This is a genomic window from Secundilactobacillus paracollinoides DSM 15502 = JCM 11969, assembly GCF_001311135.1.
GTDB lineage: Bacteria > Bacillota > Bacilli > Lactobacillales > Lactobacillaceae > Secundilactobacillus > Secundilactobacillus paracollinoides.
Genome location: NZ_BBAG01000001.1, coordinates 1 through 20978 on the forward strand (window position 1 = coordinate 1; position 20978 = coordinate 20978).

13 protein-coding genes, 6 pseudogenes, 1 riboswitch and 1 other annotated feature are annotated in these 20978 nt (G+C 47.8%); of the genes and pseudogenes, 16 read left to right on the top strand and 3 right to left on the bottom strand.

Translation table 11 applies throughout. The features are described from left to right. Positions 1 to 302: 302 nt before the first annotated feature. Complete coding sequence (locus tag JCM11969_RS00005) at positions 303 to 716, top strand: hypothetical protein (protein WP_054706743.1); 414 nt, start codon at positions 303 to 305, stop codon at positions 714 to 716. Positions 717 to 1154: 438 nt separating this feature from the next. On the opposite strand, the gene JCM11969_RS00010 is transcribed toward JCM11969_RS00005, so the two are convergent. Continuing rightward, positions 1155 to 1337 (bottom strand): hypothetical protein, encoded by a 183-nt coding sequence (locus JCM11969_RS00010; protein WP_054706745.1) that lies wholly within the window; start codon positions 1335 to 1337, stop codon positions 1155 to 1157. 479 nt (positions 1338 to 1816) lie between these two features. Next, a complete protein-coding gene (locus tag JCM11969_RS00015; protein WP_054706748.1) occupies positions 1817 to 2299 on the bottom strand; it encodes a hypothetical protein in 483 nt (160 codons plus the stop codon). Between the two features lie 174 nt (positions 2300 to 2473). Continuing rightward, a riboswitch (SMK box riboswitch) is annotated at positions 2474 to 2566 on the top strand. Here JCM11969_RS00015 and metK point away from each other — a divergent pair. The 3 genes and pseudogenes from metK (at position 2564) to JCM11969_RS00030 (ending at position 5833) form a co-directional block, all read left to right on the top strand. Continuing rightward, positions 2564 to 3751, top strand: coding sequence for a methionine adenosyltransferase (gene metK, locus JCM11969_RS00020; RefSeq protein ID WP_054706750.1), 1188 nt, complete (start codon positions 2564 to 2566; stop codon positions 3749 to 3751). Its footprint overlaps the riboswitch before it by 3 nt. A gap of 240 nt (positions 3752 to 3991) precedes the next feature. Next, positions 3992 to 5466, top strand: a pseudogene (locus JCM11969_RS00025) (MDR family MFS transporter). Positions 5467 to 5527: 61 nt separating this feature from the next. Beyond that, positions 5528 to 5833: a DUF960 family protein gene (locus JCM11969_RS00030; RefSeq protein ID WP_054706753.1), complete on the top strand. Its 306-nt coding sequence runs from the start codon at positions 5528 to 5530 to the stop codon at positions 5831 to 5833. Positions 5834 to 6330: 497 nt separating this feature from the next. On the opposite strand, the gene mnmM is transcribed toward JCM11969_RS00030, so the two are convergent. Continuing rightward, positions 6331 to 6897 (bottom strand): tRNA 5-(aminomethyl)-2-thiouridylate-methyltransferase MnmM, encoded by a 567-nt coding sequence (gene mnmM / locus JCM11969_RS00040; RefSeq protein ID WP_054706760.1) that lies wholly within the window; start codon positions 6895 to 6897, stop codon positions 6331 to 6333. Between the two features lie 103 nt (positions 6898 to 7000). Beyond that, positions 7001 to 7210 (top strand) — a binding site (T-box leader). A 79-nt stretch (positions 7211 to 7289) separates the two neighbouring features. On the opposite strand from mnmM, the gene leuS reads away from it, so the two are divergent. From leuS to JCM11969_RS00100, 12 genes and pseudogenes are all read left to right on the top strand, one after another. After that, on the top strand, positions 7290 to 9713 hold the full coding sequence (leuS, locus tag JCM11969_RS00045) for a leucine--tRNA ligase (RefSeq protein ID WP_054706762.1): 2424 nt from the start codon (positions 7290 to 7292) through the stop codon (positions 9711 to 9713). 295 nt (positions 9714 to 10008) lie between these two features. Beyond that, the gene (gene purE / locus JCM11969_RS00050) at positions 10009 to 10491 is read left to right on the top strand and encodes a 5-(carboxyamino)imidazole ribonucleotide mutase (RefSeq protein ID WP_054706765.1); all 483 of its coding nucleotides are present in this window, start codon (positions 10009 to 10011) and stop codon (positions 10489 to 10491) included. Further along, positions 10475 to 11596: a 5-(carboxyamino)imidazole ribonucleotide synthase gene (gene purK / locus JCM11969_RS00055; protein ID WP_054706768.1), complete on the top strand. Its 1122-nt coding sequence runs from the start codon at positions 10475 to 10477 to the stop codon at positions 11594 to 11596. Before purE ends, purK begins: the two co-directional genes overlap by 17 nt. Before the next feature lie 31 nt (positions 11597 to 11627). Continuing rightward, entirely contained in the window at positions 11628 to 12335 is a 708-nt protein-coding gene (gene purC, locus JCM11969_RS00060; RefSeq protein ID WP_225353060.1) for a phosphoribosylaminoimidazolesuccinocarboxamide synthase, read from the top strand. Between the two features lie 27 nt (positions 12336 to 12362). Then, the gene (gene purS, locus JCM11969_RS00065; protein ID WP_054706775.1) at positions 12363 to 12620 is read left to right on the top strand and encodes a phosphoribosylformylglycinamidine synthase subunit PurS; all 258 of its coding nucleotides are present in this window, start codon (positions 12363 to 12365) and stop codon (positions 12618 to 12620) included. After that, positions 12617 to 13288 carry a phosphoribosylformylglycinamidine synthase subunit PurQ gene (gene purQ / locus JCM11969_RS00070; protein WP_054706778.1) on the top strand — a complete coding sequence of 224 codons (672 nt, stop codon included), beginning with the start codon at positions 12617 to 12619 and terminating at the stop codon, positions 13286 to 13288. Before purS ends, purQ begins: the two co-directional genes overlap by 4 nt. 4 nt (positions 13289 to 13292) lie before the next feature. Next, positions 13293 to 15522, top strand: a pseudogene (gene purL / locus JCM11969_RS00075) (phosphoribosylformylglycinamidine synthase subunit PurL). Further along, a pseudogene (purF, locus tag JCM11969_RS00080) lies at positions 15498 to 16957 on the top strand (amidophosphoribosyltransferase). The pseudogenes purL and purF overlap by 25 nt, the downstream one beginning before the upstream one ends. Next, positions 16947 to 17990 (top strand): phosphoribosylformylglycinamidine cyclo-ligase, encoded by a 1044-nt coding sequence (gene purM / locus JCM11969_RS00085; RefSeq protein WP_156319201.1) that lies wholly within the window; start codon positions 16947 to 16949, stop codon positions 17988 to 17990. Before purF ends, purM begins: the two are co-directional and overlap by 11 nt. Beyond that, a pseudogene (gene purN, locus JCM11969_RS00090) lies at positions 17959 to 18548 on the top strand (phosphoribosylglycinamide formyltransferase). The gene purM and the pseudogene purN overlap by 32 nt, the downstream one beginning before the upstream one ends. Beyond that, positions 18549 to 20080, top strand: a pseudogene (gene purH, locus JCM11969_RS00095) (bifunctional phosphoribosylaminoimidazolecarboxamide formyltransferase/IMP cyclohydrolase). An 81-nt stretch (positions 20081 to 20161) separates the two neighbouring features. Then, positions 20162 to 20973 (top strand): annotated as a pseudogene (locus JCM11969_RS00100) (phosphoribosylamine--glycine ligase); the annotation flags it as partial. Positions 20974 to 20978: the final 5 nt, after the last annotated feature.

Below are 20978 nucleotides of genomic sequence, written 5' to 3' on the forward strand. Positions count from 1 at the left end.
GTTCCAGTTGGAACGGACGTGGTTCGGGTTCGAACCCCACCTCCGGTACTAAAAGTGACTAAGATAAATGATCTTAGTCTTTTTTTGTGTTTTAAATTATTAATATTGCCTGTAATCATTACCGGCTCTTAGTCATCTAACGGTGCTTAAGCACGTGGTGAAGTGACCCGCAATTTTGTTCTAGAACGACAGTCGTGTACGGACTGTTGTCTAATTGGTATAAACCATGATATACTTTCTCTGAAAATTTTGAATCTGTCTGGACACTTGTTCGTTACTTTGCCCACAAAATAGGAGGAACTATGTACACTGGTCACCCATCATTGAAACAAGTGATAGAAACCTACGCTGAATTACACCGCGCCAGCCACACGCTATTTCGACCTGGACACCAAATTGATACTATTTTGAACATTCACAATCCGCTTGATCGATACCGGCCTATTGAATTACGAAATGAACAGATGCTGAGGGCAACCTCTTACGAAAATAAAATTGGCGATGTCACGCTAAAACTGATTTATGAGGGAACGCCATTAACCGCATATTTGTCCTATACAATCAAACACGCCAGACTTCATTTTAAACACTTCGTCGGCTATGTTGGAAACGAACAATACCCACTTGAGTCCTTCATTAAGGTGATTGGCGTCCAATTGCCGAAATTGATGGTCCCTAAAAATAATCGTGTCATTTTTCCAGCTTTCTTTGTGTAGGCGTTGGTTGATGTAAAACATGAAGACACAGGTGCAACCATACTTTGTTTCGACTTCCGCAGCATGCTCATACGCCCTGATTAGTCATTAGTGCCTGTATGAGAGTGGTGTTTCATACTGAGTCTTAAAAACATCCCAAGACCAGAATTCATACGATGAATTCAGTCTTGGGATGTTTTTAATGATTGGGCAGGAAAACGATGAATGAGAGTCAAACCACGCTTCTACTCGACACTATATCACTCACGAAGGCGGACCCGTTATTTTGTTATCGCTAAACTCTTAAGAAGTACGACTATGGCGTCAAAATAGGCATCTGGGCGGGCATGCAACAGATCCTGATGGTCAACGGGCAAGATGTGCATTTGATGCACTTCATGCGCGTTAAAAACGGATAAAATCTGTTTATCCACTATGTATAAGATATCGTCGTTCGCATTATCCGTTACTGAAAAAGCATGTTACAGCTGAAACTGGATAGGCAAGGTGATGGGCTGTTAACCAGTCGCTGAGGTGATCACAGAATTGATTGATTAATGCAGTATCAACAATTGGGTTTCGCGTTAGCGCAGGCTGGAACTTCCCTTCACGAATGTCCCCAACAACTTTAATTTCTTTCAAGTCTTCAACCTCCCAGATAAGTCTTGATTACATTCAGTATCATAAAGCAAGAACGGCATTTATGATATTATTTGATGGACATTTTAGAAATCTTTAAAAGGTTGGTTGGGCAGGGCGCCCTATGAGATGAAAATACGGTTGAATCATCACTTTATTCTCTAAATGAGGGGGTGCATGAGCAGTGTCTTTAAACACTAAAAAAGCCTGTAAGCTAACAAATTGGGGTTTAGCTTGCAGGCTATTGGAATTGAGAAATCCTTATATAAGGCAGTAAAATCAGCTTTAAATGAGGTTCCTTTGTCGTTAACGGTTCAAAATGAGCACGATTGCAGTGAAGCAGGCTGATAACAGTAAGAATCGGTTTGACGTTTGGGATAGCTGTCTCGTGAGTAGGAACCAGATTATGAGACATACGATCGTCACAATAATCATTAAAATAGCTGATTCTGTCATGAAGAGTGCCAAAACGATTAAAACGCCTAGGAGCCAACTGCTCCTGACCATTTAACGGTTACAAAATGAGCTTTAAAGAAGTACCCGTAACACAGAAATGGCAGTAACATGGCCTTAACGGCAGCAAGGGGCAGATATTGATGACTCAGCAGGAAAAAACTGGGCACTAACGCAGAAAAAAGCAGCGCCATACTGAGCAGACCCCATTCATTCGTGAACTGAGCTGGCAGTATAAATAACAGCACCAATAAAATGACAATGAGATCGTTAATCACATTGACCATTAGGGGTAACATTAGGTTACTCAACACGGTGACAACGATGGTGGCCAATAACCATAATTGCGTTTTAAACCGGGAGTAATAAGGGCTATTTAGGGCAATGAAGAGGTCACCAAATGCAAAGAACACCACGGCAATCATCATTAAAAAGGGGAGCAGTGTTGGTGTTTCATAGGCTTTAAAAGAGATCGAAGCGGCGTACATCGTGATTCCGGCGGTTTGTAGCACACTGAATAATATCACTTGCAGGAGTCGGCGGTAGCGTACGATCAGTAGTTTTATAGTTTCGATAAGATCAAATCCTCCGCAGTATCAATGTCCTTATCCTATACATTTTTCCCTGACTGGTCAACGAAAATCACCATTTCTTATGTTAATGACAACAAATTTGTGATAAACTGGAAAAGTTATAAGTCTATTCCCGATAGGATTCACGTTTCAGTGAAGATGCCTTGTAACCGCTCTAAATCAAGAATTGGGGGAATTTTTACAATGCAAGAGAGACATTTGTTTACTTCAGAATCTGTTTCTGAAGGTCATCCAGATAAGATTGCTGATCAAATTAGTGACGCTATCTTAGATGCCATGTTAGCGCAGGATCCGGACGCTCGGGTCGCCTGTGAGACATCAGTTACCACCGGCTTAGTTCTGGTCTTTGGTGAAATTTCAACCTCAGCGTACGTTGATATCCAACACGTTGTTCGTGAAACCATTAAGAAGATTGGCTACACTGATGGTAAATACGGGTTTGACGGTGATAACTGTGCCGTGCTCGTCGCCATTGACGAACAGTCACCAGATATTGCCCAAGGGGTCGATGACGCCCTTGAGACCCGTGAAGGTGAAACGGATCCACTGGACCAAATCGGTGCCGGTGACCAAGGCTTGATGTTCGGGTATGCCATTGATGAGACGCCTGAACTCATGCCATTAGCCATTTCACTTGCACATCAATTGATGCGGCGAATCGCCAAAGTTCGCAAGGAAAACATCCTGGACTACCTTGGCCCTGACGCTAAGTCTGAAGTGACGGTTGAATATGATGATAACGGCAAGCCGGTACGTGTTGATACGATCGTTATCAGTACCCAACATGCTGAGCGCGTTGAATTGGACCAGATCCATGACGATGTGATTGCACAGGTCATCAAACCTGTCATTCCAGCTGAGCTGTTAGATGATAAGACGCGTTATTTGATCAACCCAACCGGTCGTTTCGTTATCGGTGGGCCACAGGGTGACGCTGGGCTAACCGGTCGTAAGGTCATTGTTGATACTTACGGTGGGTATGCGCACCATGGTGGCGGTGCCTTTTCAGGTAAGGACGCCACTAAGGTTGACCGTTCAGCAAGTTACGCTGCCCGTTACATTGCTAAAAACATCGTAGCAGCAGGCTTTGCACACCAAGTTGAAGTTCAACTTGCCTATGCTATTGGGGTTGCACAGCCGGTTTCCGTTTCAGTGAACACGTTTGGCAGTGCCACTGTTTCTGAATCTGCACTGACTGCAGCTGTTCGAAAGATCTTTGACTTGCGTCCAGCTGGCATCATTGAAATGCTGGATCTTAAGCGGCCAATCTACGAACAGACTGCTGCATACGGTCATTTCGGCCGGACCGACGTTGATCTGCCTTGGGAACACACAGACAAGGTCGACGCATTGAAGGCTGAGTTACAATAAGTAAACATATCGGTTAAGACCGAGTAAAAAGAGTCGTTTATCCGTCTGGATAACGGCTCTTTTTGTCTGCCTGATTGATTCGAACTACTGACGCAGCGATTGGTCTTTGTTATACTAGATATTAGCGGTTTTATGAGCGAATACAACGTCAGCGGCAGACGACTGACACTGTGGCAGGGGTAATTGACCCCTAATTTCAACGTTGGGGGTGCGGGCCAACGTATACTGTGAGGATGTAACATGGGTTCAAGAAAAACAAACGTGACGCTGGTCACCATCGCCATTTTTATTGCGACGTTTATGTCAGCAGTTGAGGGGACAATTGTGTCCACAGCAATGCCGACCATTGTGGGTGATCTCCACGGCGTTGCCTTGATGAACTGGGTCTTTTCTATTTTTTTGCTGACAAACGCAATTGCGACACCAATTTACGGCAAGCTGGCGGATATGTTGGGTCGTAAAAATGTGTTTTTGTTCGGTCTGGCTGTTTTTATTATTGGGTCAACGCTTTCCGGACTCTCGAATAGTATGGGTGAGCTCATCCTCTGGCGGGCTGTTCAGGGGATCGCGCCGGATCGATCATGCCGATTTCATTTACAATTATTGCTGATATATACCCCTTGGAAAAACGCGCCAAGGTCATGGGGTTCAACGGGTCCGCATGGGGTATAGCTTCCATTGTTGCCCCACTTTTAGGCGGGTTCATTGTTGATCAGCTGAGCTGGCACTGGATCTTTTTTATCAACATTCCAATCGGTTTGTTGGCAGTGGTGATGATTGTCGTTTTCTTGAAGGAGGAACGTCGTCGGACAACACAACGGCTGGATCTCTTGGGGAGTTTCTGGTTGACTGTTGGCTTGCTATCCCTGATGTATGGGTTCCAATTATTAGGTGATAGCACACTCAGTTGGCCGTTACTGCTTGGTTGTTTATTAGTGGCAATTCTTGGCTTCATAGCGTTTATTCGTCACGATGGCCGTGTTGACAACCCGATTATTCCATTGGGCATGTTTAAAAATCGAACGTTTGTCACGCAAAATTTAGTCGCAGCACTGATTAGTGGCTTCTTAATGGGGTTTGAAGTTTACCTGCCAACGTGGACTCAGGGGATTCTTGGTCTGCCAGCTTCATTGGCCGGATTTGCTGTAACTCCTAGTTCGCTGATGTGGATCGTGGGGTCGTTTATTGCCGGGAAACTATTACTGGATCACACGCCTAAAAGCATCATCGCAATCAGTTTAACGTTTATTTTGATTGGTGCGATTGCCATGGCAGTATTACCCGAAACTACTGCGTTTGCCTGGTTCTTTGTCATTGCCGCCATCTGTGGGACTGGCTTTGGCATCACCATCACGACCACGACAGTTACCGCACAAAATCAAGTTAGCGGCGCCAACGTTGGGGTTGCAACTTCCATCAATACACTTGGACGAACGCTCGGTCAAACACTGATGATCTCAGTCTTTGGCATCATTATGAACGTTCAAATGGCAAACGGCGTCCACCATCATCCGGGTACAACACTCAATATGATGAACAAACTGATCAACCCGCAAACGGCGTCAGAATTGCCTGCACACCTGATTAAGCCGCTGCGGGAGATCCTCTATAGTGGGCTTCACTGGATCTTTATTGTGGCGCTATTGTTGGTCGTTTTATCATTTTGCGTCAACGGGTTGGACCGCCCGAAAACAACTTCCGAACGGCAAGCCTGATATCGTTGGATAATTGCGGTATAATCGTTGTCAGATAACCAATGAAAGAGAGGCGATCGCGATGTTTGAAAATGATCACGCACGCTATGCCAGTTATGGGGTCGTAAATATCCTCCCCGATGAAATCATCGACCAGGTCTGGTACATTATTGATAATGACCTTCAAGGCATGTTTGAATTGCCTCAGACCCTCGCGCTTGGATTGAGAAATAATGACGGTCAATTAACCTTTGACTTCAGCCAAAATGACACCCTAGTAGCAAGCTTTGACACGCCGTTCCCATTCTCAGATGACTTCCCAGAAAATGTCTGGGTCTTCGATGACGGTGAGAGTCAGATTGTGCTGCTGCCGCAGGAACAGTTGTAGAGTGTGGAGCAAGGCGGTTTAGGGGCGGTGTGTAAGGGACTCTGACCGAAAAGTCCGGGCCTGACTTTTTGGTCAGAGTCCCTTACACGTTAGCCCCGTGCCTTGCGGAACACGTTTCGGCAACGTGAAAGCAACGCACATCGCCAACAGCACTGTTGGCAGAAAATCCCGGTTCTGGATTTTTTGCCAGAGCCCGTTACATGGCCGCCCCGTGCCTTGCAGAACACGTTTCGGCAATGAGACCGAGAAAGCCAGCAGCAAGATGCACTCAATATCAGAAATGCCTGAACCTGGCATTTTTGCCAGGATTTGCTTAGGCAGAAACAATCTGCGCTGTCTTGCGGAACACAATTCAGCACAGAAGCTAAGCAAGTCTAAACACCAAAGCGAATCCACAGAACCACCAAATCGTTTCCATGATAAAAAGACCTCACCCTTAACACCCAATCCGGACGCTAAGAATGAGGTTTTTTATTCACGCCTCATCGCTACCAAACCTACCGTCGCTGAATCGCCACTAAAAACGGCGGTTCATGCACCTGATTAATAAACTGATATTGCAAAACTTGAAACGCAGCTTGATCCAAGCCACTGACATAGTCCAAAACAGCCTGTTTTTCACTTTTACCGGCGGGGTGCCCATAATAGACCATTACCGAAACGATGCCACCGCGGCGAAGATGCTGCAGGCAAGCCGCAATTGCGGGCACGGTCGTCGTGCTGGTTGTCGTGATTGTTTTGTCACTACCCGGCAAATAACCGAGGTTAAACGTTGCTGCCGTGATTTCTTGGTCAGCATCAAGGTAATCGTTCAAAGACTCGTGACCGGCCAAAATCAGGTTCGTCTGAGGGGCTAATCCCGTTAACACAAGTTGCTGTTTAGTTGCTACTAGCGCTTGTGGTTGAATGTCAAAGCCCAAAACATGACCAGTCCGACCGACTTGACTGGCCAGAAAAATCGTATCGTGACCATTGCCCACCGTTGCGTCAATCACGGTATCGCCTGATTGAATAACGGGTGCCAGTAAGGTGTGACTGTATGTCAAAGGTGATTCTAAATTCATTTTTTTCGGTAACCTCCATAAAACCGTTTTCTTAAGTATACCAACCTGAATGGTATCTTGCATTTTAGACTGCCATTTGGTAGGATTAAGACACTTGAATCTATTAAAGACTGATGAGGATTAGTAGGGGATTATCACGTTCAGAAAGTGGCTGGTTGTTGCGAAGCCACCGTGATGAGATACCGAACTCGTCTCGGAGTTAGTTTGACTGAACCTAAGTAGGTCGGACCGTGGCTGCCGCGTTATGGCACAACGAAGCGCCCGTGTTATTGACGGGAAGTGTAGGTGGTACCGCGGAATTTCCGTCCTACAAGAAACTAGTCCTTAGTTTCTTGTAGGCTTTTTTAGTTTTTAATAGTGCACACAAACATATTGAAAGGGAGCGTTTTTGTTTGGCTTACAATCACGATGTCATTGAACGCAAGTGGCAACACTACTGGAAAGAACACAAAACATTTAAAACATATGACGACGACTCAAAAAAGAAATTCTATGCCCTGGATATGTTCCCGTATCCATCAGGACAAGGACTTCACGTTGGGCACCCGGAGGGTTATACCGCAACCGATATTGTTGCGCGGATGAAACGGATGCAGGGGTTCAACGTCTTACATCCTATGGGCTGGGATGCCTTTGGGCTGCCTGCTGAGCAGTATGCTTTAAAGACGGGGCACAACCCAAAGGACTTTACTGCCCAGAACATTAAAACGTTCAAACGCCAAATTCGTTCCCTTGGCTTCTCTTATGACTGGGATCGTGAAATCAACACAACAGATCCTGGTTACTACAAGTGGACCCAATGGATCTTTGAACAATTGTATAAAAAAGGGTTAGCCTATGAAGACAAGATCATGGTCAACTGGGCACCCGACTTTATGGGCGGAACCGTTGTGGCCAACGAAGAAGTTGTCGATGGAAAAACTGAACGTGGCGGGTATCCTGTATATCGTGTCCCAATGACACAGTGGGTACTGCGGATCACAGCCTATGCTGACCGGTTGATCGATGATCTCGATGATCTGGACTGGCCAGAATCCATTAAGGAAATGCAGCGTAACTGGATCGGCCGTTCTGAAGGCACTAGTGTCTTCTTTAAGGTTGCTGGTCATGAAGACAAGCAGGTCGAAGTTTATACGACCCGCCCAGACACGTTGTTTGGCGCGTCATACATGGTTTTAGCGCCTGAACATGACCTGGTTGATGAAATTACAACGACAGAACAGGCCGATGCCATTGCCGCTTACAAGAAAGAAATTGAATCACGTTCTGACCTTGAACGGACTGACCTCAACAAGAATAAGACTGGTGTCTTCACCGGGGCTTACGGGATCAACCCGATCAACGGTGAACAGATTCCAATCTGGATCGGCGACTACGTGCTGGCGTCATACGGTACTGGTGCCATTATGGCCGTGCCAGCTCATGACGACCGGGACTTTGAATTTGCCAAGAAGTTTGACCTGCCGATCAAGCCCGTTATCGAGGGCGGCGACACGGATGAAGCAGCGTTCACTGGCGATGGGACCCACATCAACTCTGACTTCCTGAATGGGATGGACAAGAAAACGGCAATCAAGGCCGCTATTGACTGGTTGGAAGAACACGACGCCGGCCACAAGAAGGTCAACTACCGTTTGCGGGACTGGATCTTCTCTCGTCAACGGTACTGGGGTGAACCTATTCCTGTCATTCACTGGGAAGATGGCGAAACCACTCTGATTCCAGAAGATGAATTGCCGTTGCGCCTGCCTAAGGCTAAGCAGCTTGAACCTTCTGGTACTGGTGAAAGTCCACTGGCGAACCTGGATGACTGGGTCAACGTGGTGGATAAGAACGGCCGTAAAGGCAAACGCGAAACAAACACCATGCCGCAATGGGCTGGGAGTTCATGGTACTTCCTGCGCTACGTCGATCCACACAACGATAAGATGGTTGCTGACCCAGAAAAGTTGAAGTACTGGTTACCAGTTGACCTGTACATTGGCGGGGCGGAACATGCTGTTCTGCATCTGTTGTACGCCCGGTTCTGGCACAAGTTCCTGTATGATATTGGCGTTGTGCCAACGAAGGAACCATTCCAGAAGCTGGTTAACCAAGGGATGATCCTTGGGACGAACCATGAAAAGATGTCTAAGTCTAAAGGGAACGTCATTAACCCTGATGAGATCGTGGACAAGTATGGTGCCGACACGCTGCGGCTGTACGAAATGTTCATGGGACCTTTGGATGCATCAAAGCCTTGGAGTACTGAAGGGATTACTGGGTCACATCGTTGGCTTGACCGAGTATGGCGCTTGATGATCGACGATAACAATCATTTGCGTGACCGGGTCACTACGTTTAACGACGGCCAGCTTGATCTGATTTATAACCAAACTGTCAAGACGGTTACCGACGACATGAAGAACCTGCGTTTTAACGTGGCCATTTCTCAAATGATGGTCTTCGTAAATGAAGCGTACAAGGCTGATAGTCTGCCATTAATGTACATGGAAGGCCTTGTGAAGCTGTTGGCACCAATCGCACCGCATATTACGGAAGAACTGTGGTCACTTCTGGGCCACGACAAGACCATTGCCTACGCGTCATGGCCAACTTACGACGAATCAAAACTGGTCGTCGAAGAAGTTGAAATGGCTGTTCAGGTCAACGGTAAGGTCCGTGCGCACATTAAGGTCGCTACTGAAGCTGATGAGGATTCAATCAAGGCGGATGCCCTGGCTGACGACGTTGTGAAGACCTATACTGAAGGTCATGATGTGAAAAAGGTCATCGTGATTCCAAAGAAGATCGTCAATATCGTTGTGGGTAAGTAATTAATCAACCTTGGAATAACAAAATGAGGAATCATGCGCGCATGATTTCCTGAAAAAGTCACTCGTTTGCACACTAACTGTGTGCGCGGGTGGCTTTTTTGCGTCAGGGTTGGTGAAGCAGTTGTTGCTGATCCGGATCACGGATAATCGACAATCGTGTTGAGAAAAAATCGACATTAGTTCTACTAAACACGAACTATCAGTCGATAAATTTAAACATAGTTCGATTATAGTATTGACACAATCAAATGAACTTGGTACGCTATGACTAATAAACGCAAAGGAGATTTTCAGAATGCAGGTCGCACTTGTCATGGGATCAATTTATGATTGGCCGTCTGTTAAGCAAACGGCTGATCTGCTGGAACAGTTACACGTCTCGTTTGATAAACACGTTATTTCCGCACATCGGATGCCACAGGAATTGCAAGCATTTGGACAATCAGCGAAAGCCGAACAATATTCGGTCATCATTGCCGCAGCGGGTGGGGCAGCCCATTTACCAGGCATGCTGGCAGCCAATACAACGCTGCCGGTCATCGGAGTGCCAATTCAGACCAAAGCGCTAAACGGCGTTGATTCGTTGCTGTCAATCGTTCAGATGCCGACGGGGATCCCGGTTGCCACCGTGGCAATCGGTAACGCTGGCGCGAAGAATGCCGCGCTGCTAGCCGCTGAGATCATCGCTTTGACGGATGAGGATGTCAACACACAGTTGGTTGCGTACCGGGACAAACAAACCAAGGAGGCCATTGCCAGCAATGCCCAATTACAGTAAGCCCATATTACCGCCAGCAACCATTGGTATCATCGGTGGGGGGCAACTCGGCCAGATGATGGCGTTAGCTGCCAAGGCGATGGGGTATAAGGTTGGCGTCCTCGACCCGACACCTGCTGCACCGGCCGGCCAAGTTGCTGATTTTCAACTGGTTGCCGACTACGATGACCAGGACCAGCTCACTGCATTAGCAAAGCGAGCAGACGTTATCACCTATGAATTTGAAAATGTTGGTCAAGAAAGTTTAACCAAGGTACTACCGCTGACCCAGTGTCCACAGGGCGTTGATCTGTTGACCATTACCAGTCATCGGCTCCGTGAAAAGAACTTTTGCCGTAACCACGGCTTGCCCGTTACCAACTACGCGTCAGTAAAGACCTTGGCAGATCTCCAAGCGGCTGTTGAACAGATCGGCGTCCCGGGGCTGTTAAAAACCGTTGAAGGAGGCTACGATGGCCACGGCCAATTTGACATCAATAGCCCTGCTGATTTTGACAAGGTCGCTGACGAATTGCCGAACACTGAATGGATCTACGAGCAGCGACAACCCTTTGTCCGCGAATTATCCGTCATGGTCACACGCGATGGCCGCGACCACGTCATTGCTTTTCCAGTTAGTGAAAACCAGCATCAGCATCACATTCTGCATACGAGTATCATTCCGGCACGAGTACCTGCTGAAGTGACCGCACGCGCAACGGATATTGCGGAACGCACGGCGGAAGCGTTAGACCTGCGAGGCGTGCTTGGCATTGAGTTGTTTGAACTGCAGGATGGCACCCTGATGATCAACGAACTTGCACCACGCCCGCATAATTCTGGCCACTACTCCATTGAGGCCTGCAATATCTCACAGTTTGAAGCGCATATTCGCAGTATCTGCGGGTTGCCAATACCACCGATTCAACAATTACAGCCGGCGGTGATGGTGAATCTGCTTGGGGATGAGCTCACTCAGGCGCGCGCCAGTTTCAAGGATCATCCAGAATGGCATTTTCATGACTACGGCAAGGCCGAGATTCGACCCGCACGTAAAATGGGGCACATTACCGTTGTCGGTCCCTCAACTGAAACATTGTTAGCATCTGTAAGTCAATTTCAATAGCATTTAGATAACCAGAAAGGATCTGAATAGTTTGGCAACATTGATCAAGGAAGGCAAAGCAAAGCAGTTATTTACAACGGAGGATGACACGATCATCCGCGTGCACTACATGAACCAGGCCACCGCACTTAATGGCAAACGTAAAGAGCAGATCGCTGATAAGGGTGAAGTGAATAATCAGATCGACAGCTTGATTTACAACTACCTGCAATCAAAGGGCATTGAAACGCATTTCATCAAGCAGCTTGATGCTAGCGACCAGCTCGTTAAGAAAATGACGATGATCCCGCTTGAAGTTGTCATTCGTAACTATTCCTCAGGTAGTTTCCAACGCAAATTTGATACTGAATACCTGCTGCCATTTAAAACCCCGGTTCAAGAGTTCTTTTACAAGAGTGACCGTCTCGATGATCCGTTTATGAACGACTCACAGATCCTGGCACTCTCGATTGCTGACGAATCTCAGTTGAAGACCATTCGTGAGCAAGCCCTCAAGGTGAACGATGCCTTGACGGAACTCTTCGCTAAAGCTGGCATCACCTTAGTTGATTTTAAACTCGAGTTTGGGTTCGATCCCGAAGGTAAGCTAATCTTGGGTGACGAAATATCGCCTGATTCATGTCGATTAGTCGATGCGAAGACCCATGATTCCTTAGATAAAGATGTTTTTCGTAAGCATACCGGTGACGTCATGGACGGTTATCGGACCGTGCTCTCTCGTTTACAAGCCACTCGTTAACCACCCACCTAAGGAGGAAATCACCCAATGTTTTTAGCGCAAATTCACGTCACCTATAAACCATCAATTTTGGATCCTCAGGGCGTTGCTATCAAGAATGCCATGCACCGGTTATCATTCAACGAGGTGGATGCCGTCACGCAAGGTAAATATTTTGAAGTGACGTTGAATGCTGAGTCAAAGGACGCTGCCGAACAACAAATCGATTCGATCTGTGACACATTGTTAGCTAACCCCAACATGGAAACCTACCGTTACGATGTAAAGGAGCTGGCGAACCAATGAAATTTGCCGTAATCAGTTTTCCCGGGTCAAACTGTGATGAGGACCTTTACTACGCGATTGTTGACGGATTAAAGGAAACCGCTGAAATCATCCCGCATACCCAGACACAACTCGATGGGTTTGACGCCGTTCTGGTACCCGGCGGTTTTTCTTACGGTGATTATCTGCGGTCAGGTGCGATTGCCAAATTTGCGCCGGTGATGCCGGCGCTGAAGGCCTTTGCTGCGACTGGCAAGCCGGTGTTGGGTATTTGTAATGGGTTTCAAATTTTAACTGAGGTCGGGTTGTTACCCGGCAGTCTTCAACATAATACGAATATGCAGTTTATTTGCGAACCGGAACCGTTACATGTTGCGAACAACAAGACGTTATTTACAAATGACTTTGCGACGGATGCGACCATCACGCTCCCGATTGCGCATGGCGAGGGGAACTACTACTGCGACGCAGCCACGCTAGCCGACCTTCAAGAAAACCATCAAATTGTGTTTACCTATCGTGATAATCCGAACGGCAGTGTCGCCGATATTGCTGGAATCGTGAACAAACAGGGGAACGTGCTTGGCATGATGCCCCACCCAGAGCGGGCTGTCGATCCATTACTTGGCGGCAGTGACGGACTCAGTGTTTTTCGGTCACTTTTAGCCAACTTTACAAGGATGGTGTAATTTGATGCAAGAACTGCGAACGGAACCAACACCGGAAGAAATTCGGGATCAAAAACCGTATAAAGATTGGGGCTTATCTGAAGAAGAATACGACCTGATCAGTAACAAGTTATTACACCGATTGCCCAATTATACTGAGACCGGCTTGTTTGCTGCCATGTGGAGCGAACACTGTTCCTACAAAAACTCTAAGCACGTGCTTCGTAAGTTTTGGAATAAGGGATCAAGGGTCATCATGGAACCTGGTGAAGGTGCGGGTGTCCTCGATATTGGTGACGACCAGGCCGTCGTGTTTAAGGCTGAAAGTCATAACCACCCAAGTTTTGTTGAACCCTATGAAGGTGCAGCAACCGGCGTTGGCGGCATTATCCGCGACATCTTTTCTATGGGTGCCAAGCCAATTGCATCACTGGACAGTTTGCGCTTTGGCGAACTGACTGATGCCAAAAACCGTTACCTGGTGGACGAAGTCGTTCGTGGCATTGCCGCTTATGGTAACTGTATTGGGATTCCAACAGTTGGCGGCGAAATTGGGTTTGACAGTGTCTATAACGGTAATCCACTCGTTAACGTGATGTGCGTTGGTTTAATGAATCAAAAGGACCTGAAGAAGGGCCGCGCTACCGGGACTGGCAACAGCATCATTTATGTTGGCGCAAAAACCGGTCGCGATGGCATCAATGGCGCCACGTTTGCTCCAATGAATTTAGTGAAGAAAAGGAAGCCGATCGTTCCGCTGTTCAAGTTGGTGATCCCTTTATGGAAAAACTGTTAACGGATGCTTGTCTGGAAATTATTCACGACCACGCCGACATTTTAATGGGCATTCAAGATATGGGCGCCGCTGGACTAGTCTCTTCCTCCGCTGAAATGGCAGCTAAGGCCGACGATAGCGGTTTAACGATGAACCTAGACCTTGTCCCGCAACGCGAACCCAATATGAACGGTTACGAGATCATGCTGTCTGAATCACAGGAACGGATGTTGCTCTGTGTGAAGCAGGGTGAAGAACAGACCGTTCTGGACATTTTTGCCCGTTACGAGCTTGATGCAGTCGTTGTTGGTCATGTGACCGATGATGGCATGTATCGACTGACGCAACATGGCGAGGTCGTGACGAACGTGCCCGTTTCAACGTTAGTCGATGATGTGCCGGAATACGTCCACGAAGGGCGAAAGCCGCAACATATTGTGAGTCCCGCTAAAAATGATCTGCCAGATATTCCTAATGCTGAGGCCACGCTGAAGGCACTCTTGGCACAGCCAACGATTGCGTCTAAAAGACCAGTCTTTCGCCAGTATGATGCTCAGGTGCAGGCCAATACCGTCGTGACACCTGGGAGCGACGCATCCGTTATCCGCGTGCGGCATACGAATAAAGCTCTGGCCATGACGACCGACTGTAATGGCCGCTATATCTACCTTGACCCATATCAGGGTGGGGAGATTGCTGTCAGTGAAGCTGCTCGAAACATTGTGGCTGCTGGGGGCACACCAATTGGCATCACGGATTGTCTGAACTTTGGCAGTCCCGATGATCCTGAAAGTTACTGGTCCCTTGATCAATCCGTTCCAGCATCGCCAAGGCCTGTGAGTTATTTGATACACCCGTCATTTCTGGAAACGTGTCGATGTACAACGAAACGGATGGCAAGGCAATCTACCCAACACCAATGATCGGCATGGTTGGGCTAATTGAAGACTTGAACTACATTACGACTCAGGATTTCAAACAAGCGGGGGACTTAGTCTACCTCGTTGGCGAAACTCATGATGACTTTAGCGGTTCAGAACTTCAAAAATTGCTGGGTCAGACCACGCCAAGCGGCACCATCAGCTTTGATTTAGCGACTGAACATTCTAATCAACAATTTATCAAACAAGCGATTCGCAACGGTTTGATTCAATCTGCTCACGATTTAAGTGAAGGCGGGTTAGGGGTTGCCTTAGCGGAAGCCCTGTTTACCAACCACCTTGGTTTTACGGGGACACCCCCCCTGACTAACCGCCAGCTGTTTGCCGAAACGCAATCCCGGTTCTTAGTTAGTGTGAGTGCTGACCAACAAACGGCTTTCGAGGCACTTGCAGGAGATCAGGTCGTGCTGCTCGGATCAACTACTGATGCAACAACAATTACGCTGTCAACTGCTGACGGTGAACTACGCACCGATAGCAACGACCTAAATGAGATATACGGAGGCGCACTCGCATGCCTGCTGAAATCAAAGGATTAAATGAAGAATGCGGTCTGTTTGGTATCTGGGGCGCAAGTGATGCGGCTCAGTTGACCTATGACGGCCTACACAGCCTCCAACACCGGGGTCAAGAAGGCGCCGGTATTGTGAGCAATGACCAGGGGCAGTTTTATCGCCACCGCGGTCTGGGGCTGTTATCAGAAGTGTTTCGAGATTCGGAAACAATTCATCAATTATATGGGTCATCAGCCATTGGTCATGTGCGATACGCGACGGCAGGTAATCATGGGGTCGAAAACATTCAACCCATGCTGTTTACACACGATGAAGTTGGTGAATTTGCGTTAGCCCATAATGGTAACTTAACAAACGCGGATACGATTCGCGGTATACTCCGTGATGCAGGTGTCAGTTTTCAAGCCACATCTGATAGCGAACTTCTGGGTGAACTTGTGGCTACCAGTCATGAAACGGGCTTCATTAATCAACTTAAAGCATCACTTAACCAGATTCATGGTGGGTTTGCCTACCTCTTGATGACACCGCATATGATGGTCGCTGCACTGGATCCAAATGGGTTTCGCCCGCTCGTTGTTGGCGAGATGCCTGATGGGGCGACGGTGATCTGCAGCGAAACCTGTGCGCTTGACCAAGTCGGTGCTAGTTTCGTTCGCGATGTTGAGCCTGGTGAACTTATTATTGTCACTGACGATGGCATGACCATTGATCACTTTACGACTGACACGCACCTGGCGCTCTGTTCAATGGAATACATTTACTTTGCCCGCCCGGATTCAATTATTCGCGGTATCAGCGTGCATGAAGCGCGGAAACGCATGGGTGCCTTGGTTGCCCGGGAAAATCCGGTGAAAGCCGACGTCGTCCTTGGGGTACCGAATTCATCACTGTCAGCGGCCATTGGGTACGCTCAAGAAAGTGGTATTCCTTACGATATGGGGATGATCAAAAACCAGTACGTTGCGCGCACCTTTATTGAACCGACGCAGCCAAACGCGACCGCGGCGTTTCAATGAAACTCTCCGTTGTGAAGTCTGTTGTCGCTGGCAAAGATATCGTTCTAGTGGATGATTCGATCGTTCGCGGGACGACCAGCAAGTATATCGTTCGATTGCTGAAAAAAGCCGGCGCAAAATCGGTTCATGTGCGCATCGCATCCCCTGCGCTGAAGTTTCCGTGTTACTACGGGATCGATATTCAAACGACCAAGGAACTCATTGCGGCAAACAACACGATTCCAGAAATCTGTACGCAAATTGAAGCAGACTCATTAGCCTTTTTAAGCGTCCCAGGGTTGATCAAAGCCATTGGTGACCTCAACGATGCAGAAAATCATGGGCTGTGTACCGCCTACTTTGACGGCAATTATCCAACCCCGCTTTACGATTATCAGGCCGGGTTTGATGCTGAAGTTGCCCGACTCGGACTTTATGAAGGAGCGAATATTGGTGACTAGTCAATACGAACAGGCCGGCGTCAACATTGAAGCTGGCGAACAAGCAGTGGACAACATTAAGACGATTGTTGCGGCCACACAGGACACCAACGTCTTGAATGGCATTGGCGGATTTGGTGCCGAGTATGAACTGACCGCCTTAATGGGGCAGTATCACGAACCTGTGCTGGTTTCCGGAACCGATGGTGTTGGGACGAAGTTGTTGCTGGCGATTCAAGCGCAACAGCATGCCACCATTGGGATCGACCTGGTTGCCATGTGTGCCAATGATATCTTGGCTCAGGGGGCTAAACCACTGTTTTTCCTGGATTATCTAGGGCTTGGTCAGCTTGAGTCCGACCAAGTCACAACAGTGGTCAGCGGCATTGCCGAAGGATGCAAACAGGCAGGATTGTCGCTGATTGGCGGCGAAATGGCTGAAATGCCTGGCATATACCACGATGGCGATTATGATCTGAGTGGGTTTGCTGTTGGGATTGCTGACAAGCAAAACCTGCTCGGCAGCCATCACGTTGCGGCTGGTGATGTCCTCATTGGTTTGGCATCCAGTGGCGTGCATTCGAATGGGTTTTCACTGGTGCGCAAGATCATTAGTGATGCCAAGTTAGACGTTGATCACCAATACGAAGGTCTATCGGATTCCTTAATGCAGACGCTGCTGACACCGACCATCCTTTATGACAAAGCGGTGCGACCATTGATCGACGCCGGTTTGATTCACGCCGCCGCAAACATTACGGGTGGCGGGATCATTGAAAACTTAGCGCGGATGATGCCAACGGCGTTAACGGCTGAGGTGGATGAGACAACCTGGTCGACGCCGACAATTTTTAAGCTCTTACAACGGGCTGGGTACGTGAGTCAGTCTGAAATGCGGACCGTCTTTAATATGGGAATCGGGATGGTATTGATCGTTTCAGCTGACAAGGCGCAAGTTGTTCTGGATAAGTTGCATCAAACGACAGTTAAAGCCCAATCTATCGGTAAGGTGGTGACACGACATGACCAACCAGTCGAATACGTTGCCCACTAAACGGGTCGCCATCTTTGCTTCCGGTAACGGCACCAATTTTGAAGCCTGATGCAGGCGTCATTGCCGATGGATGTCGTCATGTTGGTCTGTGACCATGATAACGTGCCGGTGATCGAACGGGCAGCCAAGTATCACGTGCCTGTTGTGCTGTCGCAAGTTAAAAAAGGGGTGTCTAAGATTCAGCGTGAAACCCAGCTATTGACGCAGTTACGCGTAGCCAAGGTTGAGGCCATTCTGCTTGCGGGTTACATGCGGATCGTTGGCACGACGCTCTTAGATGCCTATCCGCGGCGAATTGTGAACATTCACCCGGCGTTGCTGCCATCATTTCCTGGTCGGACAGGAATCGAGGACGCCTTTGCGGCCGGGGTCAAGGTCACCGGTGTGACGATTCACTTCGTTGACGCTGGGGTTGACTCGGGGCCGATCATCGCTCAGGAACCTGTTCGTCGGTACGATGATGATCAGTTAAGCGATTTAGAAAATAGAATTCATGAAGTGGAACATCAGTTATACCCAAAAACCGTTCGGAATTTAATTGAAAAAGGAGTGCTTTAAGTGGCTAAATTAGCATTGTTAAGTGTTTCAGATAAAGATGGTATCGTCGACTTTGCCGCGCAATTGACAAGTCGGGGCTTTAAGGTCATTTCCACTGGCGGGACGTTAAAGGCCATTCAGGATGGCGGCGTTCAGGCGACAGCCGTTGAAGACATTACCGGATTTCCAGAAATGTTGGATGGCCGGGTCAAAACGCTGCATCCACGCGTACATGCCGGTATTTTAGCGAAACGGGATAACGCTGACCACATGGCACAGCTGGCCGAAAACCACATTGATCCGATCGATTTAATCTGTGTTAACCTTTACCCATTCAAAGAGACGATTCAAAAGGATGGCGTTTCCGATGCGGAGGCCATTGAAAACATTGATATTGGCGGGCCTTCGATGTTACGTGCAGCCGCAAAGAACTACCGTGATGTGACGGTGATCACTGACAAGGCTGACTATGCTGATTTCTTAGCCAAATTTGATAATGGCACAGCAGACGAGGCGTATCGTCGTGAGTTAGCAGCGAAGGTCTTTCGCCAAACTGCTGCCTATGATGCCCTGATTGCCAAGTATCTGACCACGGAAGAATTTCCTGAGAAGCTCACCATGACCTATGAAAAGGTTGAGGACATGCGCTATGGTGAAAACAGTCATCAAAAGGCGGCCTATTACAAGGATCCAATTCCAGAAGCTTACTCACTGGCGAATGCGAAGCAATTACATGGCAAGGCGTTATCGTATAACAACACCCGTGACGCAGATGCGGCCCTACGGATCATTGCTGATTTTGACGAGAAACCAACCGTTGTCGCATTGAAACATATGAACCCGTGTGGTATCGGTGTTGGTGATACGTTATTAGATGCTTGGCAATTAGCATTCGATGCGGACCCAATTTCGATTTTCGGCGGCATTATTGCTTAAATCGTCAAGTTGACTTAGCGACCGCTGAAAAAATGCATGCGCTGTTCCTCGAAATTATTATTGCTCCAGGCTATGATGACGATGCCTATGCAGTGTTAGCTAAGAAAAAAAATTTGCGGATCTTGACGCTAGATTTTGTCCCGATGAAAAAGCAGCGACAAGATAGTGTCAGTCTACTTGGCGGTCTTTTGCTGCAAGATAGCGACACGACCCATGAAACTTACGATCAGTTTGAGGTTGTTTCTAAAGTACAACCTACGCAAGCCCAATTAAAGGCCCTCCAATTTGGACAGACCGTAGTTAAGCACGTTAAGAGTAACGCCATCGTTGTTACAACTGATCATCAAACGTTAGGCGTTGGCGCTGGGCAAATGAACCGGATCGATTCCGTGAAGATTGCGATTGATAAAGCAAAGGATAAACCAGATTTTGCTGATGCCATTTTAGCCTCTGATGCCTTTTTCCCAATGGATGACTCGGTTGAATTTGCTGCCAAAAATGGCATTAAAGCCGTCGTGGAACCGGGTGGTAGTATCAAAGATAAGGATTCAATTGCCAAAGCGGACGAGTACGGTATTGCCCTGGTCTTTAGCGGCGTTCGGCATTTTAAACATTAATCACAGCAATCTTACAATGAAGATGACACTACGGCCGGAATACAAATTGGATTCCAGCCGTCTTTAGAAGGGACGACAATGATGGAAAATTGGTTAGTGATTGGTGGCGGCGGTCGTGAATTTGCACTCGCACAGACTTTGGCGAAAGCTGGTAACCGACTTGTTTTTGTGGCACCTGGCAATCCCAAAATGGCTGATTTAGCCCATGTTGAACCAGTTGCAATTGACGAGCTGGCGTTCTCTCAACTCGCCTATTTTGCGAAGACTCACGCGGTCGTTTGCACCGTGGTTGGACCTGAACAGCCTCTGTCGAAGGGCATCGTGGATTATTTTGAGGCGCGTGACTTACCGATTTTTGGGCCTTCTCAGATGGCGGCACGCCTTGAAACGTCAAAATCATTTGCCAAACAAATCATTACCGACAGCGGGGTTCCGACTGCAGCTTATCAGGAATTTACGGATAAAACGCAGGCTTTGAGCTATGCTGAGACGCTGACCTATCCACAAGTCATCAAAGCAGATGGTCTTGCTGCGGGCAAGGGTGTCATTATCGTCAACAGCGCCGCTGAAGCGAAAACTGCTATCACAACCATCTTTGATAAACCGGATCAGCATCGCCTGTTGATCGAGGCCTATTTGACCGGTGAGGAATTTTCACTCTTCACAATGGTGCAGGGCGACCAGCTTGTGGTGATGCCGATTGCCCAGGACAACAAACGTTTGGCGGATGGTGATAAGGGGCCGAACACGGGTGGTATGGGTGCATACAGTCCAGTACCCACATCACAGATGACCTTAAACAGGCGGCAATTGATCAGGTCGTCAAACCCGTTTTAGCAACGATGAACACCAATGGCACACCGTTCAATGGTTTTCTGTATTCGGGGTTAATGAACAC